The following is a 13,557-nucleotide window of genomic DNA, read 5'->3' as shown; positions in this document are numbered from 1 at the left end:
CGCCTAGCGCGAGCCAGCTTTAGACTCAGAAGCACTAGATGCGCCACAGGCCCGCAACACCAGCGCAACAACCTCCTCAGTCGTCGCGTCGAACGCTTTCTTCGACAGCGCGCGCTTGCCCGCAAGCGCAGCGATTTGCGCATCGAAATCGGCGAAGTGCTGGGTCAGCGCCCAGATCGTGAACAGGAACGTGCGCGCGTCGACGCGTGCGATCAGCCCGCGCGCAATCCAGTCGTCGATCATCGTGATGCGTGTTTCCATCCACGGTTTCACGCGCTCCGCGAGGATGTCCTGCATGTGCGTCGCGCCGTGGATGATCTCGTTCGCCCACACCTTCGAGCCGAGCGGCCGGCGCCGCGACAGCGCCATTTTCGCGCGCACGTAGCCGGCGATCGCTTCGGCCGGGTCGTCGCTCGCATCGAACGTGTCGGCCGCGCGATGCCATTCCTCGAACACGTCTTCGAGCACCCGGCGGTACAGGTGGAGCTTGGTCGGGAAGTAGTAGTGCAGGTTGGCTTTCGGCAGGCCCGCGCGTTCCGCGATCATCGCGGTGCTCGCGCCTTCGAGACCGCGTTCGGCGAACACGGCCTCCGCGCACGCCAGCAGATGCGCTTCGTTCGTATGGCGGATGTGCGCCTTGCGCCGCTTCGGCGGCGTACCGTTTTCGGCGGAACCCGCATTCGTCGCAGGCGTGTCGTCGCTCTTCATCGTCGGGCCTCGTCCGGCTGGGTCGCGTCATTGTAGCCACATCGGTACGACCGGCGGCGTCACGCAACCCGCCCAGGGTTTTTGCTATCTCGCAATGGCACGCTTTTCGCTCAGAAAGAAGTCATTGAAATGTCGGCGTTAATCGTCTAAAACCTGTCCAATCGGACAGGATTGGCGCAGCGGAAGCAGAGGGACCCAAACGGCTTCGCGGCAATGCACCGGCCGCGGGCGCGGGGCCCCAAAGTCCGGCGTGGATGCACCGGCTGGGCGCGCAACATGAAGCACTGAATACAACTCACGGCTGCATTGAGCAACTCACGAAGCAACTCATGAAGACGCTTCGAAGCGTCCTTTATCCCCACCCGCCGTGCGCAACACGGCGGCCTGCAAGGACGGATCGCACGATCCGTCCGGACGAGGAGTACATACGATGAACGCAGTGACCGAAGCAGCGCTGGACCTGTCGATCCACGTGAACGGGCAGCGTCTGTGGGACAGCCTGATGACGATGGCGAAGATCGGTGCCACGCCCAAAGGCGGCGTGTGCCGCCTCGCGCTGACGGACCTCGACCGCGAGGGACGCGACCTGATCGTGAGCTGGGCGAAGGAGGCGGGCTGCACGGTCAGCGTCGACCAGATGGGCAATGTGTTCATGCGCCGTGCGGGCCGCGATGCGAACGCGACGCCGGTCGTCACCGGTTCGCACGCGGATTCGCAGCCGACGGGTGGCCGCTTCGACGGCATCTACGGCGTGCTCGGCGGCCTCGAGGTGATCCGCAGTCTGAACGATCGCGGCATCGAGACCGAGCGTCCAATCGAAGTCGTAATCTGGACCAACGAGGAAGGCTCGCGCTTCGCGCCCGCAATGGTCGCGTCGGGCGTGTTCGCGGGCGTGTTCACGCTCGACTATGGCCTGTCGCGCAAGGACGTCGACGGCAAGACGATCGGCGAAGAACTGCAGCGCATCGGTTATGCGGGCGACGTGCCGTGCGGTGGCCGGCCGATTCACGCGGCGTTCGAACTGCACATCGAGCAGGGGCCGATTCTCGAAGCGGAGCAGAAGACCATCGGTGTCGTGACCGACGCGCAGGGGCAGCGCTGGTACGAGATCGTGCTGACCGGGCAGGAGGCACACGCGGGTCCGACGCCGATGCCGCGACGCCGTGACGCGCTGCTCGGCGCGGCACGCATCGTCGATCTGGTGAACCGCATCGGGCTCGATTTCGCGCCGCTCGCCTGCGCGACGGTCGGGATGATGCAGGTGCATCCGAACTCGCGCAACGTGATTCCGGGTCGCGTGTTCTTCACCGTCGATTTCCGTCATCCGGAAGACGCCGTGCTCGCACAGATGGACGCGGCGTTGCGCGAAGGTGTCGCGCGTATCGCGGGCGGTATCGGTCTGGAAACGCAGCTCGAACAGATTTTCTACTACGCGCCGATCGCGTTCGACGCTGCCTGCGTGCAGTCGGTGCGCAGCGCGGCGCAGCGCTTCGGCTATCCGCATCGCGACATCGTGTCGGGCGCGGGCCACGATGCGTGCTACCTGTCGAAGGTCGCGCCGACGTCGATGGTGTTCGTGCCGTGCATCGACGGCATCAGCCACAACGAGATCGAAGACGCGACGCTTGAATGGATCGAGGCCGGCGCGAACGTGCTGCTGCACGCGATGCTCGAACGCGCGCGCGAACCGGCTTCCTGAGTTTCGGCTGGCGTCGGTCGTTTAACGAATACAGCAGTTTGAATGTCCGGCCTCGTTCGCACGAAGCCGGCAGGTTCGTGCCGCCTTCACTAAACCGAAGACATACGCTTTAACACCTGCTCCAAGGAGTGCGCATGGCTATCAAGGAAACGGGCGACATTGCAGCAGGTCGCCTACCTGCCGACGAACTCGCATGCCGGTTCGGCGATGTCGCCCCGCTGCTCGACGCGCAGGCCGCGGCCGTCGCCGCGAGCCGCTGCCATTACTGCTATGACGCGCCGTGCGTGCACGCGTGTCCGACGCAGATCGACATCCCCAGCTTCATTCGCAAGATCGGCAACGGCAATCTGAAGGGCGCCGCGCACGACATCCTGTCGGCGAATCCGCTCGGCGGCATGTGCGCGCGCGTGTGCCCGACCGAGATCCTGTGCGAAGGCGCGTGCGTGCGTCATCACCAGGACGGCGAACCGGTCGCGATCGGTGCGCTGCAGCGCCATGCAACCGACTGGGCGATGGCATCCGGCGTGACGCTGTTCCATCGAACGGCCGATAGCGGGCGACGCGTCGCGGTCGTCGGCGCGGGGCCAGCGGGGCTCGCGTGTGCGCATCGTCTCGCGATGGCCGGTCACGCAGTGACGCTGTTCGATGCGCATCCGAAAGCGGGCGGCCTGAACGAATACGGGATCGCCGCGTACAAGACCGTCGACGATTTCGCGCAGCGCGAGGTGGCGTGGCTGCTGTCGATCGGCGGCATCGACTGGCGCGATGGTGTCGCGCTCGGCCGCGACATGCGGCTCGCCGATCTGCGCGCGCAGTACGACGCGGTGTTTCTCGGCGTCGGGTTCGCGGGCGTGCGTGCGCTGCGGATCGAAGGCGAAGATTTCGCGGGCGTGCTCGACGCAGTGGACTTCATCGCGCGGCTGCGCCAGGCCGACGATCTGTCGACGCTGCCGGTGGGCCGTCGCGTCGTCGTGATCGGCGGCGGCAACACGGCTGTCGATGCCGCGGTGCAGAGCCGCAAGCTCGGTGCGCAGAGCGTGACGATGGTGTACCGGCGCGGCGTCGACGCGATGAGCGCGACGTGGGCCGAGCGCGAATTTGCGCAGACCGAGGGCGTCGCGCTGGTGCTCGACGCGCGTCCGGTGCGCGTGCTCGGCGACGGCAACGGCGTAACCGGTGTCGAATTCGAGCGCAGTACCGTGAACGAAGGCGCCGAACGCTTCATCGTAGCAGCGGACATGGTGCTGAAGGCGATTGGCCAGACACTCGTCGCGACCGGTGTCGACGCGGACCTGCTGACGCACGACGGCACGCGCATCGAAGTCGACGACGAGCGTCGCACGTCGCTGCCGGATGTGTGGGCGGGTGGCGACTGCGCGGCGACCGGGCTTGATCTGACGGTGCAGGCCGTGCAGGACGGCAAGCTCGCCGCGGCGTCGATCGACCGGATGTTCGCGCGCACGGCGATACGCGCGGCTTAGGTCTAGATACGCAGCCGCACGACACCGGATAAAAAACACAGTCCCCACGGAGCCGAACATGGCTGATCTTCGCTGCACGATTGCCGGCATCACGTCGCCGAATCCATTCTGGCTCGCGTCCGCGCCGCCGACCGACAAGGCCTACAACGTCAACCGCGCCTTCGAGGCGGGCTGGGGCGGTGTCGTGTGGAAGACGCTCGGACTCGATCCGCACGTCGTCAACGTCAGCTCGCGCTACGGCGCGGTCCAGTGGAACGGCCAGCGCATGGCCGGGCTGAACAACATCGAGTTGATCACCGACCGGCCGCTCGACGTGAACCTGCGCGAGATCGCGCAGGTGAAGCGCGACTGGCCCGACCGCGCGATGATCGTGTCGCTGATGGTGCCGTGCAACGAGCGCGACTGGAAGTGGATCCTGCCGCTCGTCGAGGACACCGGCGCCGATGCGGTCGAACTGAATTTCGGCTGCCCGCACGGGATGAGCGAACGCGGGATGGGTGCGGCCGTGGGCCAGGTGCCCGAATACGTCGAGATGGTCACGCGCTGGGTGAAGGAGGGCACACGGCTGCCGTGCCTCGTCAAGCTCACGCCGAACATCAGCGACATCCGGCTCGGCTCGCGCGCCGCCTACAAGGGCGGTGCCGACGGTGTGTCGCTGATCAACACGATCAACTCGATCGTCGCGGTCGATCTTGACCAGATGGCGCCGATGCCGACCGTCGACGGCAAGGGCACGCACGGCGGCTACTGCGGACCGGCGGTGAAGCCGATCGCGCTGAACATGGTCGCCGAGATCGCGCGCGACGCAGAGACACCGGGCCTGCCGATCTCCGGCATCGGCGGTATCACGACCTGGCGCGACGCGGCCGAGTTCATCGTGCTCGGCGCGGGCAATGTGCAGATCTGCACGGCCGCGATGCATTACGGCTTTCGTATCGTCTCCGATCTTGTCGACGGCCTTTCTAACTGGATGGACGAAAAAGGCTACGCGACGCTCGACGACATCCGCGGCCGCGCCGTGCCGAACGTCACCGACTGGCAATACCTGAACCTGCAATACGACATCAAGGCGCGCATCGATCAGGACCGCTGCATCCAGTGCGGGCTGTGCCACATCGCGTGCGAAGACACGGCCCACCAGGCGATCCTGCGCGAGAAGGACGGCGTGCGGCACTTCGAGGTGGTCGACGAGCACTGCGTCGGGTGCAATTTATGCATGCACGTGTGCCCGGTCGACGAGTGCATCACGATGGAGCGCGTCGATTCGGGCGCGTCGTCGAACTGGACGACGCATCCGAACAACCCCGCGCGCATCGTCGCGGCTGACGATCAGCTGGACCGCACAGCACACGCCGCATGAGTAAAACGTATTAAGCGACATACAGCACGTACCGCACGTACCGCACGTACCGCACGCAACGCGTGCTCCCGCCGGACGCGCCGCAACCACGACGGCGCGCCGGCTTTTCGACGATGGGAGATCTTTCGATGAATCAGTCCGCGGTACCCGGCGATTCGCCGTTGCAGGCCAGTGTCCACGACAGCGCGCTGTACAACGACGACCTCGCGCCGACCGGCAGCGCGCAGCGCACGTGGCGGTGGTATCACTTCGCCGCGCTGTGGGTCGGCATGGTGATGAACATCGCGTCGTACATGCTCGCAGCCGGGCTCACCGAGCAGGGCATGTCGCCGTGGCAGGCGGTGCTGACCGTGCTGCTCGGCAATGTGATCGTGCTCGTGCCGATGCTGCTGATCGGCCATGCGGGCGCGAAGCACGGCATTCCGTACGCGGTGCTCGTGCGTTCGTCGTTCGGCACGCAGGGCGCGAAACTGCCGGCGCTGCTGCGCGCGATCGTCGCGTGTGGGTGGTACGGCATCCAGACCTGGCTCGGCGGCAGCGCGATCTACACGCTGCTGAACATCCTGACCGGCAACGCGTTGCACGGCACGGCGTTGCCGCTCATCGACATTTCCATCGGCCAGGCCGCGTGTTTTCTCGCGTTCTGGGCGCTGCAGATCTACTTCATCGTGAACGGCACCAATTCGATCCGCTGGCTCGAGAGCTGGTCGGCGCCGATCAAGGTCGTGATGTGCATCGCGCTCGTCTGGTGGGCGACGTCGAAGGCGGGTGGGGTCGGCACGATGCTGTCGACGCCGTCGCAGTTCGTCGCGGGCGGAAAGAAAGCGGGGCTGTTCTGGGCGACGTTCTGGCCGGGCCTGACCGCGATGGTCGGCTTCTGGGCGACGCTCGCGCTGAACATTCCGGACTTCACGCGCTTCGCGAAGACGCAGCGCGACCAGATGATCGGCCAGGCGATCGGTTTGCCGCTGCCGATGGCGTTGCTGTCGGTGATCTCGGTCGTCGTCACGTCGGCGACTGTCGTGATCTACGGCAACGCGATCTGGGATCCGATCGACCTGACGAGCCGCATGACCGGCATCGGCGTCGGCCTCGCGCTCATCATCCTCACGCTCGACACGATGTGCTGCAACCTCGCGGCGAATCTCGTTGGCCCCGCGTACGACTTTTCGAGTCTCTGGCCGAAGGGCATCTCGTACCGCGCGGGCGGCATGATCACCGCGACGATCGCGATCGTGATGATGCCGTGGAAGATTCTCGCGACCACGCAGGGCTATATCTTCACGTGGCTGGTCGGCTATTCGGCGCTGCTCGGGCCGGTGGCCGGCATCATGATGGTCGACTACTTCCTGATTCGCGGCACGGAGCTCGATCATCGCGAGCTGTTCGACGAGCGCGGCGAGTACGCGTATGTGGGCGGCTGGAACATCGCGGCGGTGGTCGCGCTCGCGATCGGCGTGCTGCCGAATCTGCCGGGCTTCCTGAACACCGCGTTTCCTGCGGCGTTTCCGAATGTACCGGATGCGTTCAAAAGCCTTTATACGTATGCATGGTTTGTTGGACTCGCGCTGGCTGCGCTGGTCTATGGGATCTGGATGAAATTCGCGGGTAGTGCGAGCACGCGCGTTGCGCGGGGCGCGACGTAACGCATGGCAAGTAACAGGCGACGCTGTGCGAACCCGCGTAGCGTCGCCGCATCGAGCAAGGAGACGAGGACATGACAACCCTGATTCGCGGCGGCACCGTAGTAGACGCCAACCGTAGTTATCGCGTGGACGTGCTGTGCCACGACAGCGCGTCCGGCGGCACGATCGCGCAGATCGGTCTCGATCTCGACGTGCCGGCCGGTGCGACGATCGTCGATGCCGGCGGTCAGTACGTGATGCCGGGCGGTATCGATCCGCACACGCATATGGAGTTGCCGTTCATGGGCACGCGCGCGAGCGACGATTTCTTCAGCGGCACCGCGGCCGGGCTCGCGGGCGGCACGACCAGCATCATCGATTTCGTGATTCCGTCGCCACGCCAGCCATTGATGGCCGCGTTCGAAGAGTGGCGCGGCTGGGCCGAAAAGGCCGCGGCCGACTACGGCTTTCACGTCGCGGTGACGTGGTGGGACGAGTCCGTGTACCGCGACATGGGCACGCTCGTGCACGAGCACGGCGTGTCGAGCTTCAAGCATTTCATGGCCTACAAGAACGCGATCATGGCCGACGACGAAGTCCTCGTGAACAGCTTCTCGCGCGCGCTCGAACTCGGCGCGCTGCCGACCGTGCACGCGGAAAACGGCGAACTCGTGTTCCGGCTGCAGCGCGAATTGCTCGCGCGCGGTTTCACTGGACCCGAAGCGCATCCAATGTCGCGGCCGCCGGAGGTGGAGGGCGAAGCGGCCAATCGCGCGATCCAGATTGCACGGGTGCTCGGCGTGCCGGTCTACATCGTGCACGTGTCGGCGAAGGACGCGCTCGATGCAATCGTGCGCGCGCGCAGCGAAGGGCATCGCGTGTTCGGCGAAGTGCTGGCCGGGCATCTGGTGATCGACGAGTCGGTGTACCGCGATCCCGACTGGACCCGCGCGGCCGCGCATGTGATGAGCCCGCCGTTTCGCGCGAAGGAGCATCGCGATGCATTGTGGGCCGGCCTGCAGGCGGGCCACCTGCACACCACCGCCACCGATCACTGCGTGTTCTGCGCGTCGCAGAAGGCGATGGGCCGCGACGACTTCACGAAGATTCCGAACGGCTGCGGCGGCGTCGAGGACCGGATGGCGGTGCTCTGGCATCACGGCGTCAACGCGGGGCGTCTTACGCCGAATGAGTTCGTGCGCGTGACGTCGACCAATGCCGCGCAGATTTTCAATCTCTATCCGCGTAAAGGGGCGATCGAGGTCGGGTCGGACGCGGACGTCGTCGTGTGGGACCCGCAGGCTTCGCGGACGATCTCGGTGAACACGCATCATCAGAACGTCGATTTCAACGTGTTCGAGGGGATGACGGTGCAGGGGCTGGCCACGCATACGCTGACACGCGGCGAACTTGCGTGGGCTAACGGTGATCTGCGTGCGCAACGTGGTGCGGGACGGTACTTGAAGCGTCCGCCAAATCCCGCGTATTTCGATGCGGTGCGCGTGGCTAACAGGAGCAGGGAGGTCGAGCCGGTGGTGCGTGAAGCGCGTACGGGGTGAGTGGGGACATGCCTTGCGATGAAGCCGGCCTTTGGGTCGGCTTTGTTCTTTTGGCGGGGATCAAGCACCCAGTATCGCTACTGGATAGCTAGATCCACCGTTCGCTATCCAGAACGACGGTAAGCGAGATGGTTAGTCCCTCGCAACCATCACCTTGTTCTCGTGCTTTGCGCCACTTAACTCGAAATACGTTACACCGTCCTGTGTCATCCCGAGACGATGATAGAAGGAAATCGCCTTGCTATTTTGCGAGTTCACCATTAGCCAGACCGATCGATTGCCCGCTCTCGTCATCGCGATGTCTCTGGCGTGAGCCAGCAATGCTGAGCCAATTCCCTGCCCGGCAAACGAGTCCTGGACATAAAGTGTCTCGATCTCGTTTGAGACTTCGGCATGGTACGAACCTAAGCGCATCACAAGGTAGGCGGCGAGGGTGGCTTCTGCCTCCGCGATCAGCAGAACGACAGCTGGGTCCTCGACGAGGGCGCGCATCTTGTCGGGCGTAAATGATGCCAGTACGTATTGCGCGATGACATCGGATACGCCCGCCGCTGCGTAGGTGTGCACCCATACATGCGCGCCCAGCACCGCGATACGCGGCGCATCGTCCGGTCCGGCTGTGCGAATCGAATACATCGATCTCATCTCGTTCTTTTCCGAATGTTCACGGGTCGGGGTAATTCTGCCTGCTTGTCCCTGGACGTCGGTGTGCGGCGCCGACGAAAGCGCATGGTCCAACCCGACGAGGTTTTAGGGAAAACAGGCGACGTGTCTCGCGACGATGTTAACCCGACTGCCGGAGGAGGTCGCTTTGTCGAGCAGAGTGAACAGAAGCGTTCGTTTGCTTCCTTCGGTCATTTTCCCCCGGCCATATCGCCCGACCCACGCGAACCGACCGGGTACCAATCCCAGCCCCATCGCCCGGCAAGGTTCGAGTAAACTGTGCGGCGACATCGATATTTCGCCCTTGGGTTCGGTCAACCCAGCTCCCCGCTGTACAAGGAGGCTTCCCCCGTGCATGCAGTTCCCCCGCTGGAAGGCAGTGCAACCGGTTCTGCCCCCGAGACGCCTGAGCGCGATCTGCGCCGCGTCGGCATCCATCCCGATCACTGGTATCCGCTCGCATGGTCGCGTGAAGTCCGCCGCGGCAAGGCACACGGTGTGCGCTTCGCGGGCGAGCCGATCGTGCTCGTGCGTACCGAGTCAGGCGCGATCTTTGCGCTCGAAGACCGTTGCGCGCACCGCCAGGTGCCGCTGCACGGCGGCGTGGTCGATGGCGAGTCGATCCGTTGCTGCTATCACGGCTGGACCTACGACTGCACCGGCCGCTGCATCGACGTGCCGTATCTCGGACGCGAGCGTCTGCCGAACGGCGTGCGCTCGTATCCGTGCCGCGAGGTGTCGGGGCTGATATTCGTGTTCCCCGGCGACCCGGCACTCGCGGACCAGCATCCGCTGCCGAACCTCGATGCGGCCAGCGACCCTGCGTACAAGACGCGTCGCTTCGGTCGCGAGGTCGCGTGCCACTACTCGTTCATGCACGAAAACCTGATGGACATGAACCATCAGTTTCTGCATCGAAAACAGATGGGGCAGATGCGCGCGCGTTCGCTCGGCCGGCGCCGCGGCGAAGACTGGGTCGAAGTCGACTACACGTTCGCGCGGATGGAAGGGCAGCAGCCGGTCGGCGAGGCGATCATCTTCGGGCAGAGCCGTCAGGGCACGTCGGGTAACGACAAGGACGTGATGACGATCCGCACGCAGTACCCGTACCAGACGCTGCGCATCGTCAACGCGTCGAAGACGGTCGTGATGGATCTGTGGATCATCTACGTGCCGCTCGATGCGGAGCAACGCACGAATCGCACGTTCGGGCTGCTGTCGGTGCGGCGTCCGCGTGTCGGCGTGCTGCTCGACGTCGCGTGGCCACTGCTCGTGTGGTTCACCGAGCGCATCTTCAAGGAAGACCGCTGGATCGTCGAGCGCGAGCAGGAAGCGCACGACCGCCAGGGCGCCGACTGGAATCACGAAGTCTTTCCGGTGATCAACGAGCTGCGCTCGCTGCTACGCGAATGCGGTGCACCGGAGCATGCGATGCCGTACGCGGGGTCGCGTGGCGGGCCCGCGCACCGGCGTATTCCGATCGAGGTCGTGCCGCACGATGCGGCGCCTGCCGATGAGGAGCAGTCCGGGTTCGTGCCGGCTGGGGCGACTGCGCAGACCGGCAGCGACTAACTCCGTTTCGCACGACGGCCGACGAGCGCTTCACCGATGCTCCGTCGGCCGCCGCTGCCGCTGCGACTATCGCTACAACCCCGTCGTTTCCGGCTCCCCATACCAGTAGCTGCACTTGTGCGCGGTATACGCGTCGTAGGTGTTCGATATCGGGTAACCGAAATCGAGCGTCTGTCGTGTCTGCGCCGTGTAGAGGGGCCAGTTCGCGACCGTGCTGCCGGCGTTCGGATCGCCGCTGCGCGCGAACGCGGCAAGCGCCGCCGTCATCGCGTCCGACAGCGTGGCCTGGTTCGCCGTCGGCGTCGGAATCAGCTGCCACCAGTAGTCGAGATCGGACGAGTGGAACGCGCCGTAGTCGAGACCGGTCGGCGGCAACGACGAGATCAGTGAGTTGACGCTGTACGGCGCGGGATCGGAAAAGCGGTACATGTACACGGCCGGCGAATATTTCGCGAGGTTGTCGCTGTCCTTCAGCGCGCTGCAGACGAGCAGATCGTCGCCGGTCGCAGTCGCGAGCGCCGCGCTCGGCGACGCGAACTGCGCGACCGGATACTGCGCGGCGGTGTCGGGACCCGGTACGCGCAGAAAGCCCTGGATGGCCGCCTCGTAGTCGCTCGTCGTGACCGGATTGCCCTGCGCGTCGAACGCGGCCGCGACGAAGAACGTGCCTTCGTTCTGCGTGAACCCGGCGATGATCGGTACGCGGTTGTACTGGCCGTTCGCGAACGCGTCGCTGGTCGACGTCGGCAGCACCTTGCCGTCGATCGTCGCGTACCACGCGTTCGGATTGCCCTGCAGCAGCGCAGCGGCCGGCAGGTTGCGCAGACACGCTGCGCTCGTCGTGTCCGTGCAGCCCCATGTGGTCGCGTAGCCGACACCCGCAGTTTCCGCCTGCTGCAGCGTCGCCTGTTGCTGGATGAAGTCTCCGCTGTGCGCGACGGCTTTCGCGAACAGCCCCGCCGACCCGGGCGATGCAAGCTGCACGTACACCGAGTGCCCGCCCGCCGAGTCGCCGAAGATCGTCACGTTCGCCGGATTGCCGCCGAACCCGGCGATGTTCTTCTGTACCCAGCCGAGCGCCGCCGTCTGATCCATGATGCCGTAGTCGCCGGTGGCGCCGTTCGGGTCCTCGGCGGCGAGGGCGGGGTGTGCGAGAAAACCTAGCGCGTTCAGCCGGTAGTTGATCGTCACGACGATCGCGTTCGCTTTTTGCGCGAGTGCGGTGCCGTCGGTCGCGCCGCCCGAGCCGAGGATGAAGCCGCCGCCGTGAATCCAGAACAGCACGGGCAGCGCCGAACTCGCGGTCGCAGTCGCGGGGACGTACACGTTCAGGTACAGGCAATCCTCGCTGCCGGCAGGGGCGGCCGCGGTGCCCTGCACGCACTCGGATGCGAGATGCGATGCATCGTAGGGACTCGTCGAATAGGCCGCAGGCGCCGCGGGTGGTTTCCAGCGCAATGCGCCGGTCGGCGGCGCGGCATACGGAAGGCCGAGAAACTCGCGCACGCCGTTCGCCGCGACGCCCTTTGCGTGTCCCTGCTGCGTCTGCACGATCGTCGGGTCAGCGGGCGATGTGACGTCGTTGTTGCCGCAGCCGGCGATCATCAACGAGAGCAACGGCAGTGCGACCGTCATTGCCGCGTGTTTATGTCTGTTCATCAGATGTCTCCTTTGATCCTCTGCTGTCCGCATCGATCGAACCCTGCCGGGCACCCCTCAAAACCGCGTCCGCATCCCGATCCGTACCGCCGTCGACGAACTCCCGCTCCCCACATACGTCCCGTCGACGAAGACCGGTGCCGCGCCGCCGCCGAGGAACACAGGCGCCGCGCCGCCCGACACATGCAGATACGTCGCGCTCGTGTACACGTCGGTGCGCTTCGACAGTGCGTAGTCGATCAGCAGCGTGCCGTTCTGCCAGCGCTGTTCGCCGAGCTTGCTGTGCCAGTAGCCGGCGAGCACGGACGTCGCCGGCGTGAGCTGCAGCACTTCGTTGATTTCGTAGGTGGGCATCGAGCCGTTGTCGTCGCGAATGCGGAAGTGCGTGTTCGTGAAGAGCACGCGTGTGAGCGAGATGCCGTAGCGATAGCTCGCGCCCGCGCCGAACGTGCTCATGCTGCCGGCGAGCATCGGGCCCGACGGCAGATCGGGAAACAGCGTCGTGCCGGCCTGGGTCGGTGCGTTCAGACCGAGGTCGTGCGTGTCGGTGTATGCGAGGCCGATGTGCAGCGGTCCGTTGTCGTAGCGTGCGCCGAACGCGATCACGCGCCCCGTGCCCGCCGATACCGATTGCGACGGGAACGCATACAGCCCGCCGAGCGTCACGCCGTAGAACGTCGGCGACCGGTACTTCACCGCGTTGTTGATGTGCAGCGTGCCCGCGAGGTGATCGAAGTCGCCCGGATGCCACGAGTACTGGCCCGCGTACTGACCCATCGCGAACTGCGTGAGGTTGTCCCAGAAGAAGTCGTACTGCTTGCCGAAGGTCAGCGTGCCGCGGCGGTCGTCGGACAGACCGAGCCACGCCTGGCGGCTGAACAGCACGCCCGACTGCACCATCGTGCCGCTGTACAGGTTGAAGCCGTTTTCGAGCGTGAAGATCGCCTTCAGTCCGCCGCCGAGATCCTCGGTGCCGGTCAGCCCCCAGCGGTTCGACTGGATCGAGCCGTCGTTCGCAACGAACGCCGAGTGCCCGTTCAGATTGCTGAAGTACGTGATCCCCGCGTCGATGATCCCGTACAACGTCACGCTGCTCTGTGCCTGCGCGGCGGGCGCCGTACAGGCGGCGTAGGCGGCGATGAGGGCACTGCAAACAAGCGTCTTCTTCATTGCGTCGTCTCCATAGGTGCGATTTTTTTTAGGCAAAGCGGTGCCCGGCCCCTTCGATGAG

Annotated in this window: 10 protein-coding genes; 6 read left to right on the top strand and 4 right to left on the bottom strand. The window is 65.3% G+C overall.

Going from position 1 to position 13,557, the window contains the following annotated elements:
* Nucleotides 1-3 precede the first annotated feature (3 nt).
* On the bottom strand, nucleotides 4-708 hold the full coding sequence (locus ACREXZ_RS09145) for a TetR family transcriptional regulator C-terminal domain-containing protein (protein WP_431763737.1): 705 nt from the start codon (nucleotides 706-708) through the stop codon (nucleotides 4-6).
* Between the two features lie 430 nt (nucleotides 709-1,138).
* Between ACREXZ_RS09145 and ACREXZ_RS09140 the strand changes: the two genes are divergently transcribed.
* The 5 genes from ACREXZ_RS09140 (at nucleotide 1,139) to hydA (ending at nucleotide 8,432) form a co-directional block, all read left to right on the top strand.
* Nucleotides 1,139-2,407 (top strand): Zn-dependent hydrolase, encoded by a 1,269-nt coding sequence (locus tag ACREXZ_RS09140; protein ID WP_431763736.1) that lies wholly within the window; start codon nucleotides 1,139-1,141, stop codon nucleotides 2,405-2,407.
* Nucleotides 2,408-2,541: 134 nt separating this feature from the next.
* A complete protein-coding gene (locus tag ACREXZ_RS09135; protein WP_431763735.1) occupies nucleotides 2,542-3,888 on the top strand; it encodes an NAD(P)-dependent oxidoreductase in 1,347 nt (448 codons plus the stop codon).
* Between the two features lie 58 nt (nucleotides 3,889-3,946).
* Nucleotides 3,947-5,248: an NAD-dependent dihydropyrimidine dehydrogenase subunit PreA gene (preA, locus tag ACREXZ_RS09130; RefSeq protein ID WP_431763734.1), complete on the top strand. Its 1,302-nt coding sequence runs from the start codon at nucleotides 3,947-3,949 to the stop codon at nucleotides 5,246-5,248.
* A 128-nt stretch (nucleotides 5,249-5,376) separates the two neighbouring features.
* Nucleotides 5,377-6,894 carry an NCS1 family nucleobase:cation symporter-1 gene (locus ACREXZ_RS09125; RefSeq protein WP_431763733.1) on the top strand — a complete coding sequence of 506 codons (1,518 nt, stop codon included), beginning with the start codon at nucleotides 5,377-5,379 and terminating at the stop codon, nucleotides 6,892-6,894.
* Between the two features lie 71 nt (nucleotides 6,895-6,965).
* A complete protein-coding gene (gene hydA / locus ACREXZ_RS09120; RefSeq protein ID WP_431763732.1) occupies nucleotides 6,966-8,432 on the top strand; it encodes a dihydropyrimidinase in 1,467 nt (488 codons plus the stop codon).
* Between the two features lie 132 nt (nucleotides 8,433-8,564).
* Here the strand turns inward: hydA and ACREXZ_RS09115 are convergent, their stop codons facing one another.
* Nucleotides 8,565-9,068 carry an N-acetyltransferase family protein gene (locus ACREXZ_RS09115; RefSeq protein WP_431763731.1) on the bottom strand — a complete coding sequence of 168 codons (504 nt, stop codon included), beginning with the start codon at nucleotides 9,066-9,068 and terminating at the stop codon, nucleotides 8,565-8,567.
* A gap of 378 nt (nucleotides 9,069-9,446) precedes the next feature.
* Between ACREXZ_RS09115 and ACREXZ_RS09110 the strand changes: the two genes are divergently transcribed.
* Entirely contained in the window at nucleotides 9,447-10,667 is a 1,221-nt protein-coding gene (locus ACREXZ_RS09110) for a Rieske 2Fe-2S domain-containing protein (protein ID WP_431763730.1), read from the top strand.
* A gap of 72 nt (nucleotides 10,668-10,739) precedes the next feature.
* Here the strand turns inward: ACREXZ_RS09110 and ACREXZ_RS09105 are convergent, their stop codons facing one another.
* Nucleotides 10,740-12,326, bottom strand: a complete 1,587-nt coding sequence (locus ACREXZ_RS09105; RefSeq protein ID WP_431763729.1) for a carboxylesterase/lipase family protein — start codon at nucleotides 12,324-12,326, stop codon at nucleotides 10,740-10,742.
* 57 nt (nucleotides 12,327-12,383) lie between these two features.
* A complete protein-coding gene (locus ACREXZ_RS09100; RefSeq protein WP_431763728.1) occupies nucleotides 12,384-13,496 on the bottom strand; it encodes a porin in 1,113 nt (370 codons plus the stop codon).
* Nucleotides 13,497-13,557 lie beyond the last annotated feature (61 nt).

This window comes from Paraburkholderia sp. (assembly GCF_050742655.1).
Classification (GTDB): domain Bacteria; phylum Pseudomonadota; class Gammaproteobacteria; order Burkholderiales; family Burkholderiaceae; genus Paraburkholderia.
This window is presented reverse-complemented; position numbering and strand designations above follow the sequence as displayed.

Coding starts and splice junctions, on each gene's coding strand:
- ACREXZ_RS09145 (WP_431763737.1), bottom strand. CDS start 708: ATGAAGAGCGACGACACGCCTGCGACGAATGCGGGTTCCGCCGAAAAC.
- ACREXZ_RS09140 (WP_431763736.1), top strand. CDS start 1,139: ATGAACGCAGTGACCGAAGCAGCGCTGGACCTGTCGATCCACGTGAAC.
- ACREXZ_RS09135 (WP_431763735.1), top strand. CDS start 2,542: ATGGCTATCAAGGAAACGGGCGACATTGCAGCAGGTCGCCTACCTGCC.
- preA (WP_431763734.1), top strand. CDS start 3,947: ATGGCTGATCTTCGCTGCACGATTGCCGGCATCACGTCGCCGAATCCA.
- ACREXZ_RS09125 (WP_431763733.1), top strand. CDS start 5,377: ATGAATCAGTCCGCGGTACCCGGCGATTCGCCGTTGCAGGCCAGTGTC.
- hydA (WP_431763732.1), top strand. CDS start 6,966: ATGACAACCCTGATTCGCGGCGGCACCGTAGTAGACGCCAACCGTAGT.
- ACREXZ_RS09115 (WP_431763731.1), bottom strand. CDS start 9,068: ATGTATTCGATTCGCACAGCCGGACCGGACGATGCGCCGCGTATCGCG.
- ACREXZ_RS09105 (WP_431763729.1), bottom strand. CDS start 12,326: ATGAACAGACATAAACACGCGGCAATGACGGTCGCACTGCCGTTGCTC.
- ACREXZ_RS09100 (WP_431763728.1), bottom strand. CDS start 13,496: ATGAAGAAGACGCTTGTTTGCAGTGCCCTCATCGCCGCCTACGCCGCC.